This is a genomic window from Mesorhizobium sp. B1-1-7 (assembly GCF_006442705.1).
GTDB classification, from domain to species: Bacteria; Pseudomonadota; Alphaproteobacteria; order Rhizobiales; family Rhizobiaceae; genus Mesorhizobium; species Mesorhizobium opportunistum.
Genome location: NZ_VFWQ01000007.1, coordinates 251,074 through 274,591, shown reverse-complemented (window position 1 = coordinate 274,591; position 23,518 = coordinate 251,074). Strand labels below are relative to the sequence as shown.

The following is a 23,518-nucleotide window of genomic DNA, read 5'->3' as shown; positions in this document are numbered from 1 at the left end:
TGGATAGGATGTACTGAATGGTGACGATTAGCACGGAACCGACATTGCCGGCGGTCATTCGTCATCTTTTCCCACCTTTTGCCGGACTTCCCCTCGGGCCTTTGCTGACGCTATCGTTGCGCTCGATGGCTAGGCGACAGCCCCGATTGTTCGACCGCCTGGGCGAACATCGAACAGCTTGCTACTTCATCGACCCGGTCGACCTCGCCTTCGCATTTACCGTCGTACCGGACGCAGAGCGTTCGATCGTTCGCGTCGTCAGGAAAAGTGAGGCCGCGACATCAAGCGTCCAGATCAGGGGACCTATTCTGACACTATTGAGCCTGCTCGACGGCACGCTGGATGGCGATGCGCTCTTCTTCAGCCGGATCATCTCGATCAGCGGCCGCACGGAGGCGGTGCTTGCGTTGAGGAACACAATCGAGGACGCCGAGCTTAGCCCCGCGGACTTACTCGGCCTGCGTGGCTTCCCGGCTCGTCTCGCCGATACGGGCATTCTCGGCGCATTGAGCGTCGCACGCCAAATGGCCAATCGAAATTCCAGACGCGAGGCGCCAGAGGCATGACAAGCGGACGCATGGAACTTGTCTGCCCGGCCGGAACCCCCGCTACATTGAGGGCAGCCGTCCAGGCAGGCGCGGACGCAGTCTATTGCGGATTTCGCGACGAAACGAATGCCCGGAATTTCCCGGGGCTCAACTTCTCCGGGGAAGAACTGGCCGAGGGCGTCCGCTTCGCGCATGACCACGGCAGCAAGGTTCTCGTCGCCATCAACACATTCGCGCGTGTCAACGATGTCGGCCTGTGGAAAAAGGCAGCTGATACCGCAGCCGAATGCGGCGCAAATGCCATCATCGCGGCGGACATAGCCGTCCTTGATCATGTCGCCGAGAACCATAAACAAATTCGTCTTCATCTGTCGGTACAGGCTGCGGCAGCAACGCCGGAAGCAATCGGATTCTACGCGAAAAGTTTCGGAGTTCGTCGCGTCGTGCTGCCGCGGGTCCTTTCGGTTCAGGAGATCGCGGCGCTCAACCGCGCGATCGACGTGGAGACGGAAGCATTCGTGTTCGGCGGCCTTTGCGTGATGATCGAAGGCCGATGCTATCTCTCTTCATACGCGACGGGAAAATCGCCAAATCTGAATGGCGTCTGTTCGCCACCCGAAATGGTGAGTTACGACGACGAGCCTAACGGCACGGCGGCACGGCTTTCAGGGTTCACGATCGACCGCTACGAGCCCGGCGAGCCAGTGGGCTATCCCACTTTGTGCAAGGGCAAATTCAAGGCCGGCGGCAAGACCTCCTATTTGTTCGAGGATCCCGTCAGCCTGAACGCTGGTGGAATGATTGCCGGGCTGAAGGCCGCCGGCGTAACCGCCTTGAAGATCGAAGGACGCCAGCGCGGCAAAGGTTACGTGACGGAAGTGGTCCGCGCCTTCCGGAAGGCCGTTGACGCGGTCGAGCAAGGCGGCGACGCGATCGAGATCGATCGGATTCTTGCTGGCCAGTCGGAAGGTTCCCGGCAGACGGCAGGAGCGTACAGCAAGAAGTGGAGATAGCACCTTGTCCGCAATTGCGTTGACGCTTGGGCCGGTCTTCTTCCATTGGCCGCCCGACCGCCTCTCGGACTTCTACCGCAGGATCGCAGACGAGGCTCCGATCGACCGGGTCCATATAGGCGAAGTCGTCTGTGGCAAGCGGATGCCGTTTTCCGACCCTGTATGGCCTGAAATCATCGAACGCCTCGAGCGTGCCGGGAAGGAAGTGGTGCTGTCTACACTGGCAGCACCGGCGACCGTTCGGGAGCGCAGAAGCATCGAGGACCTCTGCACCGACGAGCGGCTGGTCGAGATCAACGATGTCACTGCCCTGCCGTCGCGCTCCGGCAAGCCTTTCGTGACCGGTCCTTTCCTGAACGTTTATAATGAAGCTTCCGCGCGGTTCCTGATCCAGCGCGGTGCCAAAACGATATGCCCGCCCGTGGAATTGTCGCTCGCCGCCGTCGGCGCCATGGCCGGCGCATGTCCCGCCGCGGAATTCGAGATTTTCGTCTTCGGTCGGCTGCCGCTCGCGCTCTCCGGGCGATGCTATCACGCGCGCATCCATGGCCTTCACAAGGATTCGTGCCAGTTTACCTGCGAGAAAGACCCGGACGGTCTCGCTGTCGACACGCTCGACGACCAGCAGTTCCTCACGATCAACGGCGTGCAGACGCTCTCCAACCAGGTGCAGGCCTTCTGCCCGGCACCCGCGGATCTCATCTCCAGAAGCGTCCGGCGCATCCGCCTGTCTCCGCACACGTGCGACATGATCGAGGTGTCGAGGACCTATAGAGCGCTTGTCGACGAGGCGGAGGATCCCCAGGCTGTTCGCTTCATCCTCTCGTGCCTCGATCTGCCCGGCACGCTCGTCGATGGATACGCCCGTGCCAGGCCCGGATGGCAAGCGACCGCTTCGATCTGAAGTTGGATCTCGAACGAAGAAATGACCCAGATTGCAATCGTTACGGTGTCAGACCGTGCAAGCCGCGGCGACTATGAAGATCTTGGCGGGCCTGCCATCGAGCGCTGGCTTCGACGTGTCGTGGCGTCGCCGTGCATCTTCATCCGTCGCATAGTCCCTGACGGCGTTGAAAGTGTCCGGAATGTGCTCATCGAGCTTTGCGACCAATGCGGCGCCGATCTTGTCCTGACGACCGGAGGGACCGGTCCATCTCCGAGGGATCTTACCCCAGAGGCGATGCAGCAGGTCATCACCAAGGAACTTCCCGGTTTTGGCGAACTCATGCGGCAGGCCAGCTTGCGGCAAGTCCGCACTGCCATTCTTTCGCGTCAGACCGCGGGAGTGCGCGGCCGTTCGCTGATCATTAACCTGCCAGGCAAGCCGGCTTCGATCGGCGTGTGCCTGAACGCCGTCTTTCCTGCCGTGCCTTACTGTCTCGAACTGATCGGCGCAGCGCCAATCATACCCCTCGTTGGCCGACGGCCAGGATGAAGCGCACCGGACGCGCTCACTGGTGGACCTTGGGCTCATGCCTCCTGCGGCTGAAGCGGCGGAAAACTCTGTTCGATCGCCGAAGTCATCGGACAGATCGCGCCAGGTCGATCCGCACGATTCGAACTTAAGAAATTGCCATGGTCATAGAGCCAAATACCCGAAATCAGCCGCACCGTGGAACTCAGGCTTCCTGAACGAGACGCCATGGTAGCGTGCTGATCTGCTTTGGGATGTTGGCGGTCATGCGCAGAGGACTCGGACATGGTCCCCTGGCTGTCCAACTATGTGCTTTTCGATGGGCAATCGGCAGATAAACGGCAGCTATCGCCCCAGATGAACGATCCATGCCAATCAAGGAAGGCGCAGTCTTGAAAATCATTTGACAGAGTTCCCTCTGAGGAATGCGGACATCCGGAACACGCCGAAACGCTGCGGTTTGGCCTTCAGGGAACTGCATTTGACCCTCTTTGTTCCAGCGCAAAGACGCGGACCTTTATCTGGGCAATTCATGGTCCAACGGTTGGCACGATTTCGTCCTCGCAACATTGCGTCGCGTCGAATGGGCCTGCCTGGAGTTTCAAAGCCGTTGTGTCGAAAATGCATGGAGCTTCGTCATGAACACCCAATTCCCAGTTCCAGAACTATGGGAACGCACCGTCGGCGACATAGCCGCAACGCTGCCTGGCGCCACGGCCGTTTTCCGCAAATTCAAGATCGACTTCTGCTGCAATGGCGATCTCACCCTCGATGGCGCCGCGCACCGGCGCGGAGTCGATCCCGACGACCTTGAGCGCGCATTGGAGGCGCTTGGCACCGATACAGCGGGAACAGCGGCACCGGCTGCGATGGACAGTGACGAACTGATCAACCACATCGAAGCCTGCTACCACGAGGCGCACCGGCGCGCGCTGCCCGAGCTCATCGCACTCTCGCGTAAGGTTGAGGCGGTGCATCGCGAACATCCGAAGGCGCCGGCCGGCCTTTCGGATGCGCTACGTCAGTTGCAGAGCGAACTGGAGCAACACATGGCCAAGGAAGAGGCCATTCTGTTTCCAGCAATGCGGCAGTGGGGCAAAGGCAAGTTCGATATCCCGATTTCGGAACTGCGGCACGAGCACGACGACCAGGGCACCTTGGTTCGGCTCCTCGAAAGCCTCACCGGCGACTTCGCCACGCCGGACGGAGCCTGCCGCTCCTGGCAGGCGCTCTACGTCGGCACGGCTCAGTTTGCCGAAGACCTGATGGAACACATCCATCTGGAGAACAACATCCTGTTCCCGCGGTTCGCGGCGACGGAAAGCCGCGTCTAGCCGCCTAACGTCGACGACGACTGCAGCTATGCGGATCTCTTAGCGAATCCTGGGCTTGGTGCTGGGTGAGGTAGCCACCGTGTTGTCGTCAACACCAACTCGCTATGGACCGACGCGCCTTTCCAGTTCGTCCAACCTGTCCCCGATGTCGTTGGCATCGGCCAAGTCTTCGCCCTGCCCTATCCTCGTTTGAGCTGATCTCACGACGGCCAATGGCGTGGCGGAAATGCCTAGTGGCGGTCGCTAAAGACGCACCTCCATGACTATTGCCCCTCAGCTCACTGCAGCGAGAATGCGTTCGGGTACTAGCGGCAAATCTGTCAGTTCGGTGCCCAGGGCATCATTGACGGCGTTGACCACGGCCGCCGCGACCGGGATTGTCGCGATCTCTCCGACGGCTTTGGCGCCGAAGGGGCCGGTCGGCTCACCCTCTTCGATGAGCAGGACACGCATCGGCGGCATCTCGGAGGCATTGGCCAATGTATAGCGGCTGAAGCTGTCGCCACGCATTCGGCCAGTGACAGGGTCGATCGCAACGTCCTCGTAAAGGGCATATCCGATACCGATCTGAATTCCCCCATGGATTTGGCCTTCCACCAGCATGGGGTTGATCGCTCGGCCGACGTCATGGGCGGCTAGATAATCTGTCACGCGTACGCGACCCGTGAGTCTGTCGACCTCCACCTCAGCAAAATGCGCGGCGTATGAGCCTGGATTGGCCTGGGCGCGATAGATCTCGGTCGCCGTGGGCAGTTCCAGCCCACGGACCGTCAAGCGGGCAGCGAGTTCTGAAAGCGCCAGGCCCGAGCCGTCCGGGCGGCGCACTGCGCCCGCTTCGAGCCTCAATTCATCAACTTCTGTATTCAATTCCAGGACCGCCTCAGCCCGGATCACTTCCGAGAGTGCCACGCCTGCAAGTCGGATTGCTTCGCCGCAGATATAGGTCATGCGACTGGCCCGTGTGCCGAGATCATATGGACAGCTATCGGTGTCGGCGGGAACGATAGCAATGTCGCACGCCCTAAGACCCAACGTCTCGCCCGCGATCTGCGCAAGCGTCGTGTCGGCCCCACAGCCGAGGTCGTGGAGCGCGCAGACGAGTTCCGCTCGACCGTCGGGCAGGAGCCGCAGCGTCGCCGTCGTCTCCTCGTGGAAACCGGGATAGCAGCCGTTGATATGTGTGGCCGAGGCTACCCCTGCTCCTCGCCGCCACCGGCCTCGTCCGGCGTCGATCTGCCTACGAGCCTGCCAGCCGAATGCATCGGCCCCGCGTATCAGACATTCTCTCCCCCGAGCGTTGCCGACGTTGAGCCCTTGCCAAGGTTCAATCGCGTTAGGCTCGACCAGATTCCTCAGCCGCATCGCCACCGGATCCACCCCCAGCCGCCGCGCGGATATATCAAGCGTGATCTCGGCTATCGTGTGGATCTGGGGGGACCCGTAACCGCGAAAAGCGCCTGCCGGGGCGGTGTTGGTGTAGACTGCGCGGCCCGTGTAGCGCTCGGCGGGAATGTCATAAAGCCGAACCAGTCTTTGAAGCATCGAACTGGGCAGATAGTTGCCGCCGGTGCAATAAGCGCCGATGTCCACCAGCGTCTCGGTGTCGCGCGCCAGGATTCGGCCATCGGAGCTAAGCGCGATCCGCATCCGGCCGACAACGCTCGACCGCGTGCGGGTCGCGGTGAAGGTTTCATGCCGGTCGTAGCGGATCATCACAGGCCGACCTAGCACCAGCGCAAAGAAGGCACACAACGGATCGAGAATCGGCTCGGCCTTGCCGCCGAAGGAGCCGCCTATGGGAGTCTTCACTACGCGTATCTGATCTGGTGGCACTCCCAATGCCTGGACGACGACAGCCTGCACGGCAAAAACGCTCTGACACGGCGAAAGGATCAAGATTCGGCCGTCGGGTTCAGGTTTGGCAATGCAGGCGTGAGGTTCAATCGCACAGTGATGGCTGCGCGGAGTCGTGACATGTGTTTCCACCACCAGGTCAGCCGCAGCAAATCCGGCATCAAGATCGCCATGCGTGAAGCTCTCGTCGGCCACGGGGTTCATGAAAGCGGGAATGCCATCGTCCCGCATCACTGGCCCGGCGTGAACGAGCGCGGCTTCAGGATCAAATATAGCGGGAAGATCTACGTATTCGACTGCGACCAGCCGTGCCGCCTGCCGCGCGATCTCCTCCGTGTCCGCAACCACAGCCGCAACCCGATCGCCAATATGGCGCACCACCAGCGGGAACATTCGCTCGTCCGCCAGAGCCTCCTGTCCGGCGAACCAGATCGAGCTGTTGTAGTACCGTGCGGGCGTGTTTTCATGCCAGAAGACAGCGTGTACGCCCTCAACCGCCAACGCGGATGCAGCATCGACACAGGCGACGCGGGCATGTGGATGCGGGCTGAAAACGAGCGCGCAGTGCAGCAATCCTTCGACATGCAAATCGGCCGTGAAGCGCAATGCGCCTGTGACCTTTGCCACACCGTCAACGAGCGGCACGCGACGGGAAATCTGATTCATTGCGCCGCTTCCTCGAAGAGCCGGTCACGCGGGCTCAGCCCCATGGCCTGCGCAATTAGGTCGAATCCCATCCCTGCGACCGCGCGGCGTTTGTAGAGTTGCGAATTCCGGCCGGGAATGGCCATGTCGACCTCGTCGACCAACGCCGCAATGAAGTCGCGCAACGTGGCGGCCCCGAGCTTACGGCCCGCGAGCGCCACTTCTGCCCGGAGTAGTCTGCTGGAAACGGGACCAAGCGCTCCAGCTGCGACCCGCACGACACCGAAATGATTGCTCTGAAACTCCGCCAGCAGCGCGAGATTGAGGCGCGAGATGGTCATGTCCTGCCGAGATCCGAGCTTGACGAAGGCGCTTCTCGGCAGAAGGCCACTCTCAGGCAAGATCACTTCCGTAATCAGATGACCGGAGTTTGGAAGGTATTCGCAAAGCGCGGCCTCGTATTGTGTCCCGTCGTGTTTGAGCAACACCAGTCTTGTTCCCACGGCGACCAACACGGGCATCAAGTCGGCGGCTGGGGCGGCATTGGCGATGTTGCCACCGATGGTGGCCCGGTTGCGTATCTGGACAGACCCGCACTGTGCGGCAGCCTCGCAAAGAGCCGGAATCCGTACCCGCAGCCTGCAATCCGCGGCAAGCGCTGCGACAGTGGTGGCGCCTCCGATGCGAACATCCCTGCCATCCGTCGAAATGAAGGCCATGCCCGCCACGCGGGCGAGATCGACCAGCAGTCCGCTTTCAGGGAGCGGACGGCCCGCGATCAGCATGTCCGTCCCTCCGGCGACGAAATGCACCGGGCCCGCTTCTGCGGCGAGCGTCGCCCGCAACTCGGCCATATCGACAGGCGCTGAGACCGCGAGCGCATTCATCGCCCTGCCCCCTGGCGCGCGGCAGCTGCGGTAGCGATGGCCTGCACGATAGTCTCGAAGCCGGTGCAGCGGCAGATATTGCCTGCTAGTGCATGGCGGATTTCGGCTTCGCCTGGGCTGGGATTGGCAAGCAAAAGTCCCTCGGCTGCCAGCACCATCCCCGGCGTGCAATAACCGCACTGCACTGCACCCATCTTCAAGAAGGCCTGCTGCACATCGTTGATGCCGCTCCCACAGAGTCCCTCGATGGTGGTGATTTCGCGTCCTGCGGCTTGAAAGGCCAGCATCAGGCAGGAATCAACCGGCTGGCCATCCAGCAGCACCGTGCAGGCGCCACACTCGCCTTCGCAACAGCCCTCCTTGACACCTGTCAGGCCAAGGACGTCGCGAAGAAACCCACTCAATCGGGAGATTGGTGAAATCTCCGTCTCGATCGCCTGACCGTTAACCTTCAGCGACATTCTCATGGCGAGGAACCCTCCTCGCCTTTGATGTCTCGAAGGTTTGGCCTAGGCGGTGGCCGGACCAGTCGGTGGCGATGAAAAAGAATGCTTGCAGAGTGCTGCCGGACGTTGGGCTGGTCATTAGCTGCCGCAGCAACAATCGCAGCCAGACGATTGCGGTCTGCTGATTTCGACGCGCCAGACCTCCGGCCCTCGCTCAAGGTATTCCCAAGCGAATACGCCGGGATATCTGGCCTCGATCTGATAGTGCAGAGGCCGTGGGTCGTGGTCGTTGATTATGATGAAAGAAGAACCCTCGGCCAGCGCGGTCGCCACTCCGAAGATTCGCGGGTGACGATCTATCGGGGGAATGGTCCGTACGTCGATCAAGAGTGCCGATGCAAGTTCTGGGTCTGCCATGTCGATTGAATTCCCGGCCGCCAGAAACGTTGGAGCCAGGAGACGGCGGCGATGGTCGATCCCGGCGCGAAAATCTACCCCGTGGTCAGCCAGCCTATTTGTTGAAACGCAAACAATTCCGAGAATCCTGGAGGAACTGGGAAATTGCCGCTTGTCGGCATTCCGCAAAGAGCCGTACGGGCGAACGGCTGGCATGACTGACGTTCCGTCGTCCTGAGAGATTGCCCGTGTTCTGCGGATCGAACGCCGGCGTGCGTTCTCTTCGCGTCGTGAGGCCAACGCGACATTTGCCAGCGCTGGCGACCTTGCAACGATGGAAGAACAGGTCGCGATCCGGCTGAAAGCATTTGCTGCGTTTCGCGGGGAACATGACAAGACCGCGTTTAGCGATCTGGCGGCAGAGGCGCGAGACCTTGCGCAACAACTCACTGCCAGTCCGCTCGGAACGAACACTTCAATCAGCGACCGATCGCCGGAATCCTTGGATGCTCTCTGCGAGCTGCTGGCCGAATCCTACCTCAACGCGGGGGAAAAACTTCCCCTCCAGGCCGGCCGCGACCGAGCTCAAATCCTAGCAACGACTGCCATCAAACGCTTGGCTACCTTGAGATATCTCGACGAACAGCCGATATGATTGTTGGCGCGATTAGTGTGTGGGTTCAACACCGAAATTCGCCAATTGCGCTGCTCCACCGTGATACGAATTCCGGATTCGTCACACCAAGCGATGTCGACGGCATTCCGTTTGCTTGGATACGGCGCGGTCCAGGTCTCGCGCGTCAAGAAGGCGCTTTGTTCGGCTGCCGCGCGCGTAATTTGGGTTGAACGAGCATGCCGCCAAACAGGGCCGCATATCCGAGGAAGGCCACCACCCACAACGTCGCCGATATGTGGAGGAGCATTGCTTGCGCAGGTAGGAACGCGGCGCCGATGCGCATGACGGCCGCAAGCACGATCGCGACAAAGACCACGCGTGTGCCAATGTTCGCCTGCAATTCGCGCCCTGTGTGCCCAAGCGTGGCTCGGGTCATGACGGCTAGCGTCATGCATGCCACCGCTCCTACGCTGAACGCATGAATGCCCGCCGCGGAAGGGACAGTCTCCGGCAGGACGACGGCAAGTCCGGCGAGCAGAAAACCGATCGGCACAAAGGCAAACGCAATGTGCAGGATCACCACCAGCGGATCACGCAGCGTGCGATCACCCGCCCAGCGCACAAGCCGGATAGCGTTGAGAGCCGATCCGGCGATGAGCATTGCGCCTGCCGCGCTGCTTTCAGGAACGAAGGCCCAAGCCGCCAATGCGGCCGCGGACAGCGCGATCGTTGCTACGTCGAAATGGCTGAACGGGGCCGGCAGGCGTCCCTGATTTTCCCGAGCCAACCAATTCCGGGTGAAACTGGGAACGATGCGTCCGCCTATGATCATGATGAGAACGACGGCAGCCCCGAGGCCGAGCCGGCGGCTGATCTCCGAGACGCCCTGGTAGTGTGCTTCGACATGAAACATCACATTGGCCGCCAGAAGCACGGCGACCGGCAACAGCACCTTGAGGTTCCTCCAGTTTCGGCCCGCGATGATTTCGGTTGCGGCGGCGGCTGCTACCGCCAGGAGAAAGGCGCAGTCGACTGCGGCTCCGACGAGCCAGCCGGTCTGCGCCGAAAAGAACACCGCAAACCGCCCGACAAGCCACAGCAGGACGAGCGCCAGCAAAGGCAGACCTTGCACAGGCAGTCGTCCTGTCCAATTCGGAATAGCGGTCAGCAAGAATCCCGTGACGATCGCCGCGAGATAGCCAAACAGCATCTCGTGGACATGCCAATCTATGGGCAGGAAGGCGCTCCAGGTTTCGAGCCGGCCGTAAAACAACGGCAGCCAGAACAGGATCGCCCCTCCGGCATACAGCGAGCCGAGGAGGAAGAACGGCCGGAAACCGTAAGAGAGAACCGCCGGATAAGCGCCCGGCCGTGTGCGGGGAATTGCCATGGCATGCTTTTCAAAAGGGAAACCCAGGCGGACGATGTCGGCCAGCGGGGTTGCCGTTGATTTTAGGCCGAGATTTTCTCCGCCGTTCAATTGCCGGCCGGCACTTCGGCCAACAGCGCCTCGAACACTTTCTTCGCCTTGCCCGGCTGCTTGACGACTTTTGCCTGTTCAAGATTTGTCGGCTTGCCGACCGCGATCAACGCCACCATGCCCATCCCGTAGTGAGGCGTGCACCTCACGCCGTAGACACCCTCCTTGTCGAAGGTGACGGTGATCTGTTCGCCCGGCTTACCTTTGAAGGGCTCGGCACCGTCCGGGATCATGCCCTTGATGCTTTCTGCATCGTGGCCCTTGTCGGTCGGCACGAAAGTGACCGTGTCGCCAGGCGCTGCCTTGACGAAGTCGGGCTGGAACACCATCACACCCTTGTCGCCCTTGTTGAGCATCTGGACCTGGTGATCGGCGGCCTGCGCCGCTCCGGCCAACGCCGATCCCGCGAGCGCGGCGGCGATTGCGATTGCGTATTTCATGATCTTGCCTTTCAGCTCATTATTCCCGACGGCGTTTACCGTTGCAGTTTTTCTAGGCTGTCTCCGTCATGCCGACTTTGTTGCAGCGCAAATAAGATTGGGAATCGAGGAAAAAGGCCGCGGCGCGTGCCACTTGCCGCCCGTCAGCCACCCGTGACATTGTGTGGGTGGACAGCGACGGATGGATTTTATGGTAACAGTCAAATTTCGGAAGAGGCACTGCAGTTGAGCCGCCTCGATCGCTCACTAATTGTTGGGCTGCCTGCCTTTCAGGGAGTGGCCCCAACGGATCTCGACTACATAATCGGTCAAGCCCGGTCGTTACGGATTGCCAAGGACCAACCTGTTTTCGAGCAGGAGCAGGAAGCTCATTCGTTCTTCTTGCTGCTCGACGGGCATGTCCGTGTCATCAAGACGACGCCTGATGGCCAAGAGGTGACAGTACGATATATCAGTCCCGGCGAACTGCTTGGCATCGCCCATGCGATAGGCCGCACCACGTATCCAGCCAGCGCGATCGCCGCCGCCGACTGCGTTGTGCTTGCATGGCCGGGCAACCTTTGGCCAAGATTTGCGGAAGCTTTCCCCAATTTTGGCGCCAACACCTACAAGACCGTGGGCAGCAGGCTGCAGGACGCCCACACGCGCGTCGTCGAAATGTCCACCGAACAGGTGGATCAACGCGTCGCCCATGCGCTGCTTAAGCTGGTCAAGCAGACGGGCCGGAAGACAGATGAAGGAATAATGATCGACTTCCCGATCTCACGTCAGGACATTGCCGAGATCACAGGAACGACGCTGCACACGGTGAGCCGGCTACTCTCATCTTGGGAGGAGAAAGGGCTCGTCAAAAGCGGACGCGAAAAGGTAACCGTGGTCGAACCTCACCGCCTGCTTGTGCTGGCGGAAGGACGGAATGGGAAGAACTAATCCGCTCCGGCTCGCTCGATAGCGGCATCCAGATCGAAACGAAGTGATTCCTCGCTTAGCCCGTGCTCCCGCGCCGCCTCGGAAATGGTGTGGAACGGAGCAATCGGGCAGCCGACGCAAAGCATGCCGTGCTGGAGCACGACGCGGATGGTTGCCGGCCACTCGCGCATGATCGCGTCGATCGTAACATCGTCGCTGTATCGAGGTTTCATGCCTTTTGTCCACGTTTGCAATGCGGACATCATGCTACCGTCCTGCAAGATGATCGTTGCGCTGAAACAAAGAGGAAGCGGCTAGTCCCGGCAGCCTGCTGCAAGACGGACGGGCGGAGAGCCTTGTCAGTCGCATGAACGGCCGATCTCCCAGATGGTCACTCCGAAGCTCTGTCTGAGCAAAGGCTTTCCTTGAGGATTGGTTTGACGTGAATAGTGTCTTCCCCGCGGTTGAAAGCGACTGCAAGCCGGAAGCTGTGGGCAATGCGCAGCGCCCGGGACATGAACAGCGCCGCGGCTTCGGGCGGGCAAACGCGCTTCACGGTCGCTCGGAACAGCGTCAGCCAGCGCCGGAAATGCGCCTCACCAAGGCCCGATATCGTCAGGTGCGGCGGCAGCGGCCGGCCCTCATAGCGGGAGGTCCGCAGCAGCGTTGCGGACCAGAAGTCGCACATCTTCGCCAAATGACGCGGCCATGCCTCCGGCGGGATCGCTGCGTTGAAGATCGGGCCGAGAAGTTGATCTCGACGGATCTCGTCGTAGAAACCATGGACGACCCTGTGAATCATCGCCTCGTCGAGCGCATCCGACAGCGGCATGCCTTCAATGACAATGGTTGGCTTGTTTCGTTGCTCCCCGTTCATGCATTGCTTCCTGTTTCGACCAGGCCGAGACGGCGTCTGGCGTTGGCATTCATCATCTCCGACGTCCAAGACGGTTCGTAGGTGAGCCGGATGTCGACATGGTGGATTCCGGGCACTATCCAAGCGGCGGTTTGCACCGCATCCTTGAGATAGCCTGTGGCTGGGCATGCACGTGTCGTGGTCGTCATTTCGATCTGCGCCGTCCCGTCATGTCCCACCGAAACCTGATAAATCAGTCCGAGATCGACGACATTTTCTCCAAGCTCGGGATCAATGACCATGCGCAGCGCCTCGCGCACACCAGCCGTCAGTGTCTCGTCCTCTTCGTCGCTCATGACCGTCGCCCTCCCGGTCCACCAGAGCGGATAACGATGCGATAGTGCCCTTCCGGTTCAAAGGCGCCGCGCCAGCGGTGGCCTCGCGCCTGTAGTTCCTCGAACAGAAACACCGGTTCACGTGGTAATAGCACGGCTATGGTTTGGCCGCCCACCAAGGATTCGACTCCTTCCAAGGCCTTGACCATAGGTTCCGGTGGCTCGAGATCGCGGTTGTCCAGTTCCATGACTGGCTCAGGCCAGTCGCCTCCACTGGCAGAGCGCGAGGATCGTTCGGTTTGTTCCGGCGCTGGCGGCACAGCATCGGCCGGCGTGAAGATCACTTCCCAATCGCCGTTGCCAATTTCACGGGCCGAAGGCTCGAATCCCCTCGCACCAAGCACCTGGAACAGGGGAATCGGCTTGAAGGAAGCGAGCAAGCGCAGGCTTTGACCGGGGGCGAGCGCGGCCACGGCTTCCATGATAGCGCTGAACGGTTCGCCGCCTTCGCGAAGGATCGGTCGAACGTCGAGGTCGCAATGTGGGGAATTCATTTGAATCTCCTCTGCATCTAACGCCAGGAAGGCAGGAAAAGACGCGGGCGCGAAGCTCCCTCGGGCAGGCGCAGGGCGGCTGCAACATTGACAAGGCGGCGCGCCAGAACGAGTTCCACGACAATTGCCGCGGTGGCAAACAACGTCACAGCGGTCGCTATCCGGAACAGGATCGCCACCTCGGCCAGCAGCGCGCCGGTTCCGGCCAGTACGCCGACGTAATAGAGTGCGAACCAGAACCTGTCGCGCGTTTCGACGACAAGATCCTGGACACGTGGCGTCGGTTTCCTGCCCATCACCGGTCCGTAGCATTCGAGCCAGGTCAGGAACGGCACGATCTTGTAGAGTTGTGAAAGCCCCAGCCCCGTCAGCCAGCCAAAGGCGGCGAGATAGACAATCGCGCCTACATGCTGCGCAAGCGTTCCGCTCGCCAACAGCGCGAGCAGGAGCAAGACCGAAAGATAGAGGGCCGCGAACGCGCCAATCGCCGACCTGCTGTTCAGCTCGATCTTGCGTCGCTTGCGGTTGCGATAGAAGAACACGAGATCGATGCCGTAGAAGACGGTCGCACCGAGCCCCGTTAAGCCAGCAAGAACAGTGGGCAACGTGGTTGTTCCAGAAACAGCTTCGAAAGGTTCTGCCAGAACAATCAGACCCAAGGCCGCCGCACCAGCCCATAGGACCAAATGGCCCGTGGTGCGTTCATTGTCCGGAGAAAGCATGAACATCGGCAGCAAGCGGTAGCTGACACCGATTGCCGTGAAACCCAGCCAGCCACCCAGACCGACCGTCACATGGATAGGAAGAGCCAGTGTTCGCAGGTCGAAATTAGCCCATCCTGGCGCCTGGCCTGAAAGCACAAATGCAAACGAAGCACCCAACGCGGCGGCGACCGCGATGCAGGCGAGTCCTCCGGCCACGAAACGTGCGGGTAGCGGCAGGCTGGATGGCCGGATGCTCCACAACGTCCGCCCGAGTACCCATACGATCAATGAGAAACCAGCCGGAAGGAAGAGGCCCGCCAATGCGAGAACAGGGATATTGACGTCGATCGCACCTGAAAGCTGGAGAAAACCGGTGAGCAAGCAGAACAGTCCCATAAGCAAACAGATCAACGCAGGCGAAGCCAGGGACTCGTCGCAAAGGGGCTGTGCAACAAGCACTGGTACGAACTGGAGCAACGCCCCGCACATCAACAGACTGAGCCAGCCGATTGTGATCATGTGGACGATCACAAGCGTTTCTGGAGCTTCCACGCTAACGGTCGGAAAGCCGTAACCGGCCGTCATCAGTGCTTGTGCCGCGAGCAAGAAAGCTAGCGCGGCGGCAAAGTATGCCATAGTCCATCGAGAGATAGCTGACCCGTTCATAGCCAGTCATCTATATGACGATATCTGCAAGTTTCGGACATACCAGAACTCATCGCAATCGCTGCAAGGGAGATATCGCCAAGAGACGGCGTTAAATTTCTTTTTCTACACGAAGGCCATCACCACTACGCCACCCAGGACAATTAGAACGAGGCCAGCGATAAGCATGGGGAGCAACGTATTGTCCGCTTTTGCGCCGCTTGCGGCTTCGATGGTGAACACAAGGCTTGGCCATTCCTCGATCACTTTTTCACTCTCCGAATCCATTTTCATTTTCATCTCACTTCTCTCAGTTCCGCGACCATTGAGGTCAGCAAAGCACGTCCCCATTTTACTTAGTGGCCCACGGCCTTTCCCAGCAGCTTGATGCCGGGAGCGGGCAATTCGAGGTCATCGTCTGATTGGCCAGCTGCGGGGATTTCTATCCAGCGCTGCACCTTGCCTTCTGGGCATTCCTGGACGACCGGGAAGTACAGTGTTTCGCCGACCTCGAGATCAGGGGTCAGATAGCCTCGGAAAATGAACTCGTCATATTCGTCATCGCCGAGATTTCCGCCGCTCCAGACTATCTCTTTCACGCCTTCGCTGGTCGACGCGCCGTAGTAGTCGTAGGACTTGGAATAGGCGGCCTTGATCTTTTCCAGCTTCCATCCGGCCTTCGGCTGCGGCTTGACTGCGATGACGCCTTCAGGGACCTGGACCCGCACCGTAGTGGTAGGCATGCCTTCGCAGCCATGCGGGACACGCAAGACCGCTTTGTAAGCGGACCCCACCGAGGCCTCTCCCTTTTCTAATGTGACATGGGCAAACGCCGTCCCGGTTGCCAGCCCGCAAACCGCGCCCGCCGTGATTAACCTCTGCAACAATGGTCTCTCCTTTCAAGATGCCTACATTCCAGCGGCAGGCGTGAGCGGACTTCGCTTCGGGGTTCGATCCCGTTTCAGGACGCTGGCACGCCTGGCGCCGCAAAAGCAGCAGTGCCAATCGCTGCTCTGAAAGGGTCGCGATCGTCTTCGATGGAGAGTAGCTACAGGATACGGAGCGTCGGTTCTTTGCTCTCGCGCAAATTGAACCGCGATGCGTTCATAGGGCGGAGCTGGTCACTGAACCCTCGGGAGTATGAACCTCCAATGCCTGGAAATGGATTCTGCTTGCGTCAAAGCAAAGAACGATCCGAATGCAGCAGTAAGATTGAGCCAGTCGTGAACGCGTGGTTCAGAAATCCGTGGCGATCCTGACGATGCAGAACTGGTGACCAAAGTCTCGCTTTGCCGATGGAGATGGATGGTGATTACTTGCTCGAATCACAAGGCTTGCGACAGCATGCGGGACAAGGATCTGGCAGGGATTCCTTCTGGAGGTTCGAATGATTTCGGTTAGATGGGCGGATGGTGCGCCTGAGATCGATGCCGCGGTGGCCGCTCGAGCGATGAAGTTCGCTGTCGAGTATTTCATGAGGCAGATGCAGCGTGGTAGCATCCGGGGGCGGGTTGAGCGTGGGATTGGCGAGGACGAGGGCAGATACCGCCTATCCTTGCGTTATCACGATCGGGAGTTGACGATGATTGTCGGTCTTGGCGGCGAGATCATTAGTCAGGAACTGATCATGGCGACGCCGAAGTTTCGGTGGACGCGGACCTGAACGCTGCGCAGCACGGTTTGGAGCACTCGACGAATGCGGCTTATGAGCTAAGCTGTGGACATGACCACCCGCTACCGATCCGATCCAGTGCTACCCCGCGAGGTTCTTGATTTGGCAACGCGTCTGGGGGCGAGAGGCAGTGTCTCCGGTTCCTCGGTGACGCTGACGCAGTCGGGGATGATGCGTGACCAGCCGACGGCGCATCCGATGCGGTTCTCCGCGCGCCAAACCACAAGTATGCGGCGTTGCGAATTTGAATGGCGGGCGTCGACCGGGCCATTTGGCTGCATTTCTGTTGTAGACGCACTGAAAGGCGAAGGCGCGGAGATAGATGTGCGAATCTTTCACCTCTTCCGCGTTGCCAGCGCAAAAGGCGGGATAGCGCTCTTGAAGGGCGAGATCATGCGGTACCTGGCGGAACTCGCCTGGGCGCCCGATGCGATACTTGGTAATCCGTCGCTCAATTGGACCGTAGTCGATAGCCAAGTTCTGCGAGTAAGGGCGGACAATGGCGATGCCAGCGGCGAAGTCGAGTTACGGCTGGACGAGAGCGGCCGCATCGCATCCGTCATTGCGAAGGATCGTCCGCGCAAGGAGGGCAATGTCTTTGTCGAGCGGCCCTGGCTTGGCCAATTCTTCGACTACAAAGAATTCCAGGGACGGTTGCTGCCGACCCTGGGTGAAGTTGGCTGGGTCCTGGACGGACAAACCTTCGTCGCTTGGCGGGGGAATCTCCTGAGCTGGGCGATCGCCTGAACCGCAACTCAGTCCTATATCACGCGGCGACGCCTTGGAAATGGGTCTCGCAGGCTTAAGATCGGCAAAGAGGCCGAGCATCTCGGGAATGTCCTGCGTCGGTCCGCAGATGTCACCGGCAAGCAATCCGACTGTCGAAAATCCGCGGGAACGAGGGTAAGGGGCAGCCCCCGCCGCCCGATTACCGAAAGTCTTTCGGCCGTGGCTCAGGCTCTCGGTATCTCAAAAAAGGCGGAGAAATTGATCCGGCAGAACTTTGCGCTTGCCGTCTCCTATAACGCCTTGGCGGTGCCGATAGCCGTTGCGGGCTACGTGACCCCGCTCTTGGCAGCTCTCGCAATGTCGATGTCGTCGCTGCTGGTGGTGGCAAATGCAATGCGACTGCGGCCCAATGTTCCAACCGCGCCCTCGACGCGCCCTCGCCCCTCGATGCACGTGGCTGCCGGCCGATGAATTACCTCGTCGTCCTCGTCCCCGTCGCCATCCTACTGGGCTTAACCGGGCTTGCGGCTTTCCTTTGGTCGCTTCGGGCTGGGCAGTACGAAAGGGATGGCGCGGTGGCGCGAATCCTCCACGACGATGAGGACAAACCATAGGGTGAAGCCAGGTGCTCACCACGAACGTTTCGGGCTCATACGGACGGTCCGCGTCATCGAGTGATCGAGCTGCCGTAGTTCACGCAGCAAGCGTCAACCTCTACGACGCGCGTCCGCGGAAAAAAAACGCCGCGGCTTCGACGCATCGGCCCAGCGTTCGTCTGCGAGGTAGCTGATCGGCGCATTCATGGAGGTATAGTTGGCACGGCAGATCAATGTCGCCTCCGCTCGGCCGTTGGTCGGCATCAACAGAGCGAATAGCGCGACCCAGTCAATGCGATCTCTGCAAGCAAGCAATACCTCAAAGGGCATCTAAAAATTTAGCCTGCATTCCCTGAAGAACCCGGCGTTCGGGCAGAATTCGGCGAAACCGGCTAGATCGCTGCAACGTTCCAGCCGATCGCGGCATTCGCGGTGGAACGAGCAGCCCAGGCACGTGTTTCGCGCATCCGCCATCGCCGTTCCGCCGCATTTGCGGGCCGCCACGAGCGGATCGACGCGCATCCGCTCCATGACGAGCTCCATGAGCGCGAATTGCCGCCAAACCCTCTCGGACTGCAACCACTGTCGTTGATCAGACCGCATGATGATGTCCCCCTGCCGGAGCGACCGCTTATCCCCACTCTATCCGCGAACGTCCCGCAGTTCGATGTGTCGCGTCGCCGCGCCGGCGAAAGCCGGGCAGCTGCCTTGCAATTTCGTGGCATCCTCGCGCATCTATTCGACTGCAGCTTCCCAACGCTGGGCAAGCTGCGTAACCAGATCGATTTCCACGCCCCTTCCAGCCTTGATACAAGTCTGGCTGAATCGTCCGGCAAAGCGGTTCGAAATCTTCCACGCGTCCGGACTCGAAAAATGGCGTTCGAACAGCCGCCGGTATGCAGTGTGCCGAGGCGGGTCCATTCCGCTTGGCACCGACAGATGGCTGGACCTTGAGGGTCTCGGCTCGCGCCGTCGACGAAATCTAGAATCGCATACTGGCTCAGATGGCGGCAGTACCAACGACGGCACCGATGCCGGCCGTCAGCGCCATGGCAAGCGCACCCCAGAATGTGACACGGACTGTTGCCCTCAGCACATTGGCGCCGCCGGCCTTGGCCCCAATGGCACCCAGCACTGCCAGGAACAAGAGCGAGGCAACAGACACCGTTGCGGCAAGCCAGGCGGCCGGCGAAACAAGTGCCATCGCCAATGGCATGGCCGCGCCAACCGAAAATGCAGCCGCAGACGACAGCGCAGCTTGGATCGGTCTAGCCGTCGTCACCTCTGAAATACCGAGTTCGTCACGAGCGTGGGCGCCAAGCGCGTCCTTCGCCATCAATTGGTCGGCGACCTGAAAGGCAAGCGTTGGCTCCAACCCACGTTTGACATAGATCTCCGCAAGCTCCTGTCGCTCGAAATCTGGCTGCGTCGACAGTTCCCCTCTCTCACGCGCAAGGTCGGCTTGTTCGGTATCGGACTGCGAACTGACCGAGACATACTCGCCGGCCGCCATCGACATCGCGCCGGCGACCAGTCCGGCTACGCCGGCAACCAGAACATTGGAGGCCGCGGCATCGGCCGCCGCCACGCCAACGATGAGGCTAGCCGTCGACACAATGCCGTCATTGGCGCCGAGCACTGAGGCGCGCAACCAGCCGACGCGGGATATTAGGTGGTTTTCATTGTGCAGCCGGCTCATGACATCACGGCGCGCGCCGTCCGGCAGGTCGCAGCATCCTGACCAGCACATCCGATTTCACATAGAAATGTTGCCACAGCGCTGCTGCGGCATGGAGGCCGACGACAATGATGATCACCGGCTTGGCGAGTTCGTGAATCTCCCCCATCGCTCTAAAGCTGAAGTACCACGCCAGCGCCCCGGTAATCGGCATCCCGAAAATGAAAAGATACAGCAGGAAATGGGCGGCTGCGGCAATCCGCTTCAACAGGGCGCTTTCTTCGGGCGGCGCCGCCGGCACGCCATGCCGTAGACGGACCGCGAGCCGCCAGATCGCCAGCACCAGAACGGCCAGACCGACATAGACATGAATGTTCGCGTTGAAGACGTCGCCAGCCGCAGGTTCGGCGCCGCGTGAGAACGCCCGGTAAGCCGGCTTGATGTCCTCGCCGATTACAAGCTGCAGGACGATCAGCACCGCGATTGTCCAATGCAGCACTATCTGGAGTCCGGTGTATCCGGCCGGCTCGTTGGAAACAGTCATAGGCAGCTACCTCGCTTGAGAACCTTCCTACCTCGCTGCTTATGCGACCATGTTGATCCAGGACAAATCAATTTGCCGTCCCCACCATGAGCTCTAACGGGCACCTCGCAGCTCGGCCTAGGCTGACAGCCAGTTGTCAGCTTGGTCGTGGGATATTGCCTCCGGAGCGGACCAGATAGCCCGCCCTGCGAGATTCAACGTGGAAACACACCCGATGAAACAGATTGCCTTGTCACTTTTCGTGATCGCCGCCTCGGGCGCTTATGTCTGGGATCAGGCCGGCAAGGACCCCGCAAACGATATGCTCGGCGAAGCGCTGCCGGCCGACGCAGCCGAAGCGCCTTCAGCACAGCCAAAAGAGCCGGCCCCCTTTGCGGCGACCTTGCCGGCGCCCCTCGCCCCCCGGTTCCGAACAAGGTTCCCGATTGCCCCGGAAACGACGGCTGGCATAGCTTTGTCCGCCGAACGGCCAAATGATCCGGTCAAGCAAACAGTGGTTCCGGTGGCACCACAACCGTCGCGAGCGCCACTGGAGCAGGCAGTGGCTCCGGCTGCCTCCGATCCTGCGCCATCAACGCCTTCCTTCGCCGTCACTCCCGCCGTCTACATACCAATCCCGCAGCCGAGGCCAGCATATCGGGATGCGCCAGCACGTGTCGTCCGGGTGGGCATGAAGATCTATGCCGACGGCGTCTACACCGGCCCCACGGCCGATGCCTACTACGGCATCATCCAGATTCAGGCCCTGGTACAGGGCGGGCAGCTTACGGCGCTGAAGGTACTGAAATACCCATCCGACCGCCGTACCTCCATCAATATCAACAGGCAAGCGCTGCCCATGCTGCGCGACGAAGCGATCAGCGCCCAAAGCGCCAATGTCGACATTATTTCGGGCGCGACCCTGACCAGCAGGGCTTTCATCCAGTCGCTGCGCGGCGCGCTGAAGAAAGCGACGTCGTAGGTCCATGCGCGACACGCGCATTTTGATGGGCATGCCCATAAGGGTCGACATCGGTGGCGCGTCGACCGGTGAGCTGATCGACACGGTCTTTGGCTATTTCGAGCATATCGACCGGCGCTTCAGCACATACCGGGCCGACAGCGAGATCGCGGCCATCAACCGCGGCGACGTTCCGGTCGCCGACTGGAGCGGCGAGATGATGGAAGTGCTCGCTCTCGCCAGACAGACGAAAGACGAGACGGACGGATACTTCGATATTCGCACGCCCGACGGTTCGCTCGATCCTTCCGGCATCGTCAAGGGCTGGGCAATCCGCAATGCGGCAGGCATCGTTCAACGGGCCGGCATCAGCGATTTCTTCATCGAAGCGGGCGGCGATATCCAGTCCTGCGGCAAGAATGCTTCGGGTCAGGATTGGAGCGTCGGTATCCGCAATCCCTTCAATGCTCACGAGATCGTACAGGTCGTCTATCCCCGCGGTCGCGGAGTGGCGACCTCTGGAACCTATGTCCGCGGTCAACACATCTACAACCCGTACGGGATTGGCAGTCCGATCCAGGACATCGTCAGCCTGACCGTGATCGGCGCCGATGTGCTCGAAGCCGATCGTTTCGCCACCGCGGCCTTCGCCATGGGTCGGGACGGCATTTTCTTCATCGAGCAGACGCCTGGCCTGGAGGGCTATCTCGTCGACGCCAATGGCCGCGCCACGCCGACAACCGGGTTCGGAGCCCTTTGCCTGCCATGATCAAGACCATCGACCGATTTCTCGATCACCTGACCATGTACAGGCTGGTCCTCTACTATCTGATGACGCTGGTCAGCGCAGCGTTCGTGCTCGGCTTCGTCAAGCTGGTGCCACATGATCCGATTGCGCTTGCGTTCACGACGGCGCTTGGGCTGGCCGCCTGCTGGATCACCAACAAGGTCTTTGCGCACGTCTTCGCAGTCCCGGCCAACAACGAGTCCGTCTACATCACCGCGCTCATCCTTGCGCTCATCCTCGATCCGGTTGCGGTCACGGACGTTAAGGGGATTGCGGCAGTGGCATTCACATCTGTCTGGGCGATGTCATCCAAGTTCATTCTCGCCATCGGCCGGAAGCACCTTTTCAATCCGGCTGCGCTGGGCGTGGCGCTGTCCGCGCTGCTGCTCGACCAACCAGCCACCTGGTGGGTTGGTGGCAATCTGCCGCTGCTGCCGCTCGTGCTCTTCGGCGGCATGCTCATTGTCCGCAAACTGCGCCGGCTTGATCTTGTCTCGACCTTTGTTGTCGCGGCGCTGGCCACCATTCTGGCAACCAGCGATCCATCGCAATACTGGACCGCGCTTGCCGAGACACTGGGTTCGTCGCCTCTGCTGTTCTTTGCCTTCGTGATGCTGACCGAGCCGCTGACCGCGCCGACGATGCGTTGGCCGCGTATCGCCTTTGCCGCCATCGTCGGCTTTCTGTTTGCTCCCAACATCCATATCGGCTCGTTCTATTTCACGCCGGAATTGGCGCTGATTGCCGGCAACCTGTTTGCCTATGCGGCAGGCCCCAAAGGACGCTTCGTGTTGACTCTTGAACGCATCGAGCAGTCGGCCGTCGACAGCTTTGACTTCGTCTTCCGGTCGCCGCGCAAGCTCGCCTTCGAGGCCGGCCAGTATCTCGAATGGACGCTTGGCCTCGATCGCGCCGACAATCGCGGCAACCGCCGCTATTTCACGGTCGCCTCGGCTCCGACGGAGGAAACAGTCCGCCTCGGCGTCAAGTTCTATCCGCAATCGAGCGCCTTCAAGCGCGAATTGATGACGATGAAGCCAGGCAGCACGATCCACGCCGCGCAACTGGCCGGCAATTTCACGCTGCCGGCCCGGCGTGAAACCAAGATCGCGTTCCTGGCCGGAGGGATCGGCATCACGCCGTTCCGCTCGATGCTGCAATATCTCATCGATCGTAAAGAGCGGCGACCGATCGTCATCCTCTACGGAACCCAAGGCCAGCAGGACATCGCATATCGCGATGTGCTTGACGCGGCCAAGCAGGAACTGGGGATCAAGACGATCCACGCTGTAGCGCGCGGTGGCGAGCGCGGCCAATACCCCGGCAACATCGACGAGCGCCTGATACGTCTGGCCATACCCGACTACCTCGAGCGCACTTTCTACATTTCCGGTCCGCAGGCGATGGTCAAGGCGCTGCGCCAGAAGCTGCTGGTCATGGGCGTGCGCCGTTCGAAGATAAAGGTCGATTATTTCCCGGGTTTTGCCTGAAGCACG

General features: G+C 60.5%; 29 protein-coding genes and 2 pseudogenes. 14 read left to right on the top strand and 17 right to left on the bottom strand.

Annotated features, from left to right (window positions below; genetic code table 11):
• Positions 1-17 precede the first annotated feature (17 nt).
• From FJ978_RS14385 to ric, 5 genes are all read left to right on the top strand, one after another.
• Positions 18-566, top strand: coding sequence for an SCP2 sterol-binding domain-containing protein (locus FJ978_RS14385; protein ID WP_140572630.1), 549 nt, complete (start codon positions 18-20; stop codon positions 564-566).
• Positions 563-1,561 (top strand): peptidase U32 family protein, encoded by a 999-nt coding sequence (locus FJ978_RS14380; protein WP_140572629.1) that lies wholly within the window; start codon positions 563-565, stop codon positions 1,559-1,561. Before FJ978_RS14385 ends, FJ978_RS14380 begins: the two co-directional genes overlap by 4 nt.
• A 4-nt stretch (positions 1,562-1,565) precedes the next feature.
• Entirely contained in the window at positions 1,566-2,465 is a 900-nt protein-coding gene (locus tag FJ978_RS14375; RefSeq protein WP_140572628.1) for a U32 family peptidase, read from the top strand.
• A 21-nt stretch (positions 2,466-2,486) separates the two neighbouring features.
• A complete protein-coding gene (gene mog / locus FJ978_RS14370; RefSeq protein WP_140572627.1) occupies positions 2,487-2,996 on the top strand; it encodes a molybdopterin adenylyltransferase in 510 nt (169 codons plus the stop codon).
• A 617-nt stretch (positions 2,997-3,613) separates the two neighbouring features.
• Complete coding sequence (gene ric / locus FJ978_RS14365) at positions 3,614-4,309, top strand: iron-sulfur cluster repair di-iron protein (RefSeq protein WP_140572626.1); 696 nt, start codon at positions 3,614-3,616, stop codon at positions 4,307-4,309.
• A gap of 273 nt (positions 4,310-4,582) precedes the next feature.
• On the opposite strand, the gene FJ978_RS14360 is transcribed toward ric, so the two are convergent.
• From FJ978_RS14360 to FJ978_RS14345, 4 genes are all read right to left on the bottom strand, one after another.
• Entirely contained in the window at positions 4,583-6,829 is a 2,247-nt protein-coding gene (locus FJ978_RS14360) for a molybdopterin cofactor-binding domain-containing protein (protein ID WP_140572625.1), read from the bottom strand.
• Entirely contained in the window at positions 6,826-7,695 is an 870-nt protein-coding gene (locus FJ978_RS14355; protein ID WP_140572624.1) for an FAD binding domain-containing protein, read from the bottom strand. Before FJ978_RS14355 ends, FJ978_RS14360 begins: the two co-directional genes overlap by 4 nt.
• Positions 7,692-8,162: a (2Fe-2S)-binding protein gene (locus FJ978_RS14350; RefSeq protein WP_140572623.1), complete on the bottom strand. Its 471-nt coding sequence runs from the start codon at positions 8,160-8,162 to the stop codon at positions 7,692-7,694. The genes FJ978_RS14355 and FJ978_RS14350 overlap by 4 nt, the downstream gene beginning before the upstream one ends.
• A 117-nt stretch (positions 8,163-8,279) precedes the next feature.
• Positions 8,280-8,558, bottom strand: coding sequence for a DUF2249 domain-containing protein (locus FJ978_RS14345; protein WP_140572700.1), 279 nt, complete (start codon positions 8,556-8,558; stop codon positions 8,280-8,282).
• Positions 8,559-8,871: 313 nt separating this feature from the next.
• Between FJ978_RS14345 and FJ978_RS14340 the strand changes: the two genes are divergently transcribed.
• Positions 8,872-9,192, top strand: coding sequence for a hypothetical protein (locus tag FJ978_RS14340; RefSeq protein WP_140572622.1), 321 nt, complete (start codon positions 8,872-8,874; stop codon positions 9,190-9,192).
• Between the two features lie 145 nt (positions 9,193-9,337).
• Here FJ978_RS14340 and FJ978_RS14335 read toward each other — a convergent pair whose 3' ends face one another.
• Complete coding sequence (locus FJ978_RS14335) at positions 9,338-10,543, bottom strand: NnrS family protein (protein WP_140572699.1); 1,206 nt, start codon at positions 10,541-10,543, stop codon at positions 9,338-9,340.
• 86 nt (positions 10,544-10,629) lie between these two features.
• Positions 10,630-11,073 carry a pseudoazurin gene (locus tag FJ978_RS14330; RefSeq protein WP_140572621.1) on the bottom strand — a complete coding sequence of 148 codons (444 nt, stop codon included), beginning with the start codon at positions 11,071-11,073 and terminating at the stop codon, positions 10,630-10,632.
• 225 nt (positions 11,074-11,298) lie between these two features.
• On the opposite strand from FJ978_RS14330, the gene FJ978_RS14325 reads away from it, so the two are divergent.
• A complete protein-coding gene (locus FJ978_RS14325) occupies positions 11,299-12,003 on the top strand; it encodes a Crp/Fnr family transcriptional regulator (RefSeq protein WP_140572620.1) in 705 nt (234 codons plus the stop codon).
• Here the strand turns inward: FJ978_RS14325 and FJ978_RS14320 are convergent.
• The 7 genes from FJ978_RS14320 to FJ978_RS14295 all read right to left on the bottom strand — a co-directional run bounded on the left by FJ978_RS14320 (position 12,000) and on the right by FJ978_RS14295 (position 15,963).
• Positions 12,000-12,248, bottom strand: a complete 249-nt coding sequence (locus tag FJ978_RS14320; RefSeq protein ID WP_246678126.1) for a DUF1858 domain-containing protein — start codon at positions 12,246-12,248, stop codon at positions 12,000-12,002. The genes FJ978_RS14325 and FJ978_RS14320 overlap by 4 nt on opposite strands.
• A 125-nt stretch (positions 12,249-12,373) precedes the next feature.
• Positions 12,374-12,859, bottom strand: coding sequence for a group III truncated hemoglobin (locus FJ978_RS14315; protein ID WP_140572619.1), 486 nt, complete (start codon positions 12,857-12,859; stop codon positions 12,374-12,376).
• Entirely contained in the window at positions 12,856-13,194 is a 339-nt protein-coding gene (locus tag FJ978_RS14310) for a metal-sulfur cluster assembly factor (RefSeq protein WP_140572618.1), read from the bottom strand. The genes FJ978_RS14315 and FJ978_RS14310 overlap by 4 nt, the downstream gene beginning before the upstream one ends.
• A complete protein-coding gene (locus FJ978_RS14305; protein WP_140572617.1) occupies positions 13,191-13,727 on the bottom strand; it encodes a DUF2249 domain-containing protein in 537 nt (178 codons plus the stop codon). Before FJ978_RS14305 ends, FJ978_RS14310 begins: the two co-directional genes overlap by 4 nt.
• A 17-nt stretch (positions 13,728-13,744) precedes the next feature.
• Complete coding sequence (locus tag FJ978_RS14300) at positions 13,745-15,097, bottom strand: hypothetical protein (RefSeq protein WP_140572616.1); 1,353 nt, start codon at positions 15,095-15,097, stop codon at positions 13,745-13,747.
• A 105-nt stretch (positions 15,098-15,202) separates the two neighbouring features.
• Positions 15,203-15,376, bottom strand: coding sequence for a hypothetical protein (locus tag FJ978_RS32805; protein WP_181180403.1), 174 nt, complete (start codon positions 15,374-15,376; stop codon positions 15,203-15,205).
• Positions 15,377-15,432: 56 nt separating this feature from the next.
• On the bottom strand, positions 15,433-15,963 hold the full coding sequence (locus FJ978_RS14295; RefSeq protein WP_140572615.1) for a YcnI family protein: 531 nt from the start codon (positions 15,961-15,963) through the stop codon (positions 15,433-15,435).
• A gap of 500 nt (positions 15,964-16,463) precedes the next feature.
• Between FJ978_RS14295 and FJ978_RS14290 the strand changes: the two genes are divergently transcribed.
• The 4 genes and pseudogenes from FJ978_RS14290 (at position 16,464) to ccoS (ending at position 18,091) form a co-directional block, all read left to right on the top strand.
• Positions 16,464-16,739 (top strand): DUF6522 family protein, encoded by a 276-nt coding sequence (locus FJ978_RS14290; protein WP_140572614.1) that lies wholly within the window; start codon positions 16,464-16,466, stop codon positions 16,737-16,739.
• A gap of 60 nt (positions 16,740-16,799) precedes the next feature.
• The gene (locus FJ978_RS14285; protein ID WP_140572613.1) at positions 16,800-17,495 is read left to right on the top strand and encodes a DUF6544 family protein; all 696 of its coding nucleotides are present in this window, start codon (positions 16,800-16,802) and stop codon (positions 17,493-17,495) included.
• 180 nt (positions 17,496-17,675) lie between these two features.
• A pseudogene (locus FJ978_RS33200) lies at positions 17,676-17,948 on the top strand (nitrogen fixation protein FixI); the annotation flags it as partial.
• Complete coding sequence (gene ccoS / locus FJ978_RS14275) at positions 17,945-18,091, top strand: cbb3-type cytochrome oxidase assembly protein CcoS (RefSeq protein WP_140572612.1); 147 nt, start codon at positions 17,945-17,947, stop codon at positions 18,089-18,091. The pseudogene FJ978_RS33200 and the gene ccoS, both read left to right, overlap by 4 nt.
• Before the next feature lie 312 nt (positions 18,092-18,403).
• On the opposite strand, the gene FJ978_RS14265 is transcribed toward ccoS, so the two are convergent.
• The 4 genes and pseudogenes from FJ978_RS14265 to FJ978_RS14250 form a co-directional block, all read right to left on the bottom strand.
• Positions 18,404-18,604 carry a hypothetical protein gene (locus tag FJ978_RS14265; RefSeq protein ID WP_140572610.1) on the bottom strand — a complete coding sequence of 67 codons (201 nt, stop codon included), beginning with the start codon at positions 18,602-18,604 and terminating at the stop codon, positions 18,404-18,406.
• A 339-nt stretch (positions 18,605-18,943) separates the two neighbouring features.
• Positions 18,944-19,021: pseudogene (locus FJ978_RS14260) on the bottom strand (cytochrome P450); the annotation flags it as partial.
• Positions 19,022-19,073: 52 nt separating this feature from the next.
• Positions 19,074-19,772, bottom strand: coding sequence for a VIT family protein (locus tag FJ978_RS14255; RefSeq protein WP_140572609.1), 699 nt, complete (start codon positions 19,770-19,772; stop codon positions 19,074-19,076).
• A gap of 4 nt (positions 19,773-19,776) precedes the next feature.
• Positions 19,777-20,295: a cytochrome b/b6 domain-containing protein gene (locus FJ978_RS14250; RefSeq protein ID WP_140572608.1), complete on the bottom strand. Its 519-nt coding sequence runs from the start codon at positions 20,293-20,295 to the stop codon at positions 19,777-19,779.
• A 214-nt stretch (positions 20,296-20,509) separates the two neighbouring features.
• Between FJ978_RS14250 and FJ978_RS14245 the strand changes: the two genes are divergently transcribed.
• The 3 genes from FJ978_RS14245 to FJ978_RS14235 are packed head-to-tail and all read left to right on the top strand — an operon-like array spanning position 20,510 to position 23,512.
• Positions 20,510-21,256, top strand: a complete 747-nt coding sequence (locus FJ978_RS14245; protein ID WP_140572607.1) for an FMN-binding protein — start codon at positions 20,510-20,512, stop codon at positions 21,254-21,256.
• Positions 21,257-21,260: 4 nt separating this feature from the next.
• Positions 21,261-22,004 carry an FAD:protein FMN transferase gene (locus FJ978_RS14240; protein ID WP_140572606.1) on the top strand — a complete coding sequence of 248 codons (744 nt, stop codon included), beginning with the start codon at positions 21,261-21,263 and terminating at the stop codon, positions 22,002-22,004.
• The gene (locus FJ978_RS14235) at positions 22,001-23,512 is read left to right on the top strand and encodes an RnfABCDGE type electron transport complex subunit D (protein ID WP_140572605.1); all 1,512 of its coding nucleotides are present in this window, start codon (positions 22,001-22,003) and stop codon (positions 23,510-23,512) included. The genes FJ978_RS14240 and FJ978_RS14235 overlap by 4 nt, the downstream gene beginning before the upstream one ends.
• The last annotated feature ends 6 nt before the right edge of the window (positions 23,513-23,518 follow it).

What these genes read in the sequence shown, in the direction of transcription:
- FJ978_RS14385 (WP_140572630.1), top strand. Translation starts at nt 18, where the DNA reads ATGGTGACGATTAGCACGGAACCGACATTGCCGGCGGTCATTCGTCAT.
- FJ978_RS14380 (WP_140572629.1), top strand. Translation starts at nt 563, where the DNA reads ATGACAAGCGGACGCATGGAACTTGTCTGCCCGGCCGGAACCCCCGCT.
- mog (WP_140572627.1), top strand. Translation starts at nt 2,487, where the DNA reads ATGACCCAGATTGCAATCGTTACGGTGTCAGACCGTGCAAGCCGCGGC.
- ric (WP_140572626.1), top strand. Translation starts at nt 3,614, where the DNA reads ATGAACACCCAATTCCCAGTTCCAGAACTATGGGAACGCACCGTCGGC.
- FJ978_RS14360 (WP_140572625.1), bottom strand. Translation starts at nt 6,829, where the DNA reads ATGAATCAGATTTCCCGTCGCGTGCCGCTCGTTGACGGTGTGGCAAAG.
- FJ978_RS14355 (WP_140572624.1), bottom strand. Translation starts at nt 7,695, where the DNA reads ATGAATGCGCTCGCGGTCTCAGCGCCTGTCGATATGGCCGAGTTGCGG.
- FJ978_RS14350 (WP_140572623.1), bottom strand. Translation starts at nt 8,162, where the DNA reads ATGAGAATGTCGCTGAAGGTTAACGGTCAGGCGATCGAGACGGAGATT.
- FJ978_RS14345 (WP_140572700.1), bottom strand. Translation starts at nt 8,558, where the DNA reads ATGGCAGACCCAGAACTTGCATCGGCACTCTTGATCGACGTACGGACC.
- FJ978_RS14340 (WP_140572622.1), top strand. Translation starts at nt 8,872, where the DNA reads ATGGAAGAACAGGTCGCGATCCGGCTGAAAGCATTTGCTGCGTTTCGC.
- FJ978_RS14335 (WP_140572699.1), bottom strand. Translation starts at nt 10,543, where the DNA reads ATGGCAATTCCCCGCACACGGCCGGGCGCTTATCCGGCGGTTCTCTCT.
- FJ978_RS14330 (WP_140572621.1), bottom strand. Translation starts at nt 11,073, where the DNA reads ATGAAATACGCAATCGCAATCGCCGCCGCGCTCGCGGGATCGGCGTTG.
- FJ978_RS14320 (WP_246678126.1), bottom strand. Translation starts at nt 12,248, where the DNA reads ATGATGTCCGCATTGCAAACGTGGACAAAAGGCATGAAACCTCGATAC.
- FJ978_RS14315 (WP_140572619.1), bottom strand. Translation starts at nt 12,859, where the DNA reads ATGAACGGGGAGCAACGAAACAAGCCAACCATTGTCATTGAAGGCATG.
- FJ978_RS14310 (WP_140572618.1), bottom strand. Translation starts at nt 13,194, where the DNA reads ATGAGCGACGAAGAGGACGAGACACTGACGGCTGGTGTGCGCGAGGCG.
- FJ978_RS14305 (WP_140572617.1), bottom strand. Translation starts at nt 13,727, where the DNA reads ATGAATTCCCCACATTGCGACCTCGACGTTCGACCGATCCTTCGCGAA.
- FJ978_RS14300 (WP_140572616.1), bottom strand. Translation starts at nt 15,097, where the DNA reads ATGAACGGGTCAGCTATCTCTCGATGGACTATGGCATACTTTGCCGCC.
- FJ978_RS32805 (WP_181180403.1), bottom strand. Translation starts at nt 15,376, where the DNA reads ATGAAAATGAAAATGGATTCGGAGAGTGAAAAAGTGATCGAGGAATGG.
- FJ978_RS14290 (WP_140572614.1), top strand. Translation starts at nt 16,464, where the DNA reads ATGATTTCGGTTAGATGGGCGGATGGTGCGCCTGAGATCGATGCCGCG.
- FJ978_RS14285 (WP_140572613.1), top strand. Translation starts at nt 16,800, where the DNA reads ATGACCACCCGCTACCGATCCGATCCAGTGCTACCCCGCGAGGTTCTT.
- ccoS (WP_140572612.1), top strand. Translation starts at nt 17,945, where the DNA reads ATGAATTACCTCGTCGTCCTCGTCCCCGTCGCCATCCTACTGGGCTTA.
- FJ978_RS14265 (WP_140572610.1), bottom strand. Translation starts at nt 18,604, where the DNA reads ATGGAGCGGATGCGCGTCGATCCGCTCGTGGCGGCCCGCAAATGCGGC.
- FJ978_RS14255 (WP_140572609.1), bottom strand. Translation starts at nt 19,772, where the DNA reads ATGAGCCGGCTGCACAATGAAAACCACCTAATATCCCGCGTCGGCTGG.
- FJ978_RS14250 (WP_140572608.1), bottom strand. Translation starts at nt 20,295, where the DNA reads ATGACTGTTTCCAACGAGCCGGCCGGATACACCGGACTCCAGATAGTG.
- FJ978_RS14245 (WP_140572607.1), top strand. Translation starts at nt 20,510, where the DNA reads ATGAAACAGATTGCCTTGTCACTTTTCGTGATCGCCGCCTCGGGCGCT.
- FJ978_RS14240 (WP_140572606.1), top strand. Translation starts at nt 21,261, where the DNA reads ATGCGCGACACGCGCATTTTGATGGGCATGCCCATAAGGGTCGACATC.
- FJ978_RS14235 (WP_140572605.1), top strand. Translation starts at nt 22,001, where the DNA reads ATGATCAAGACCATCGACCGATTTCTCGATCACCTGACCATGTACAGG.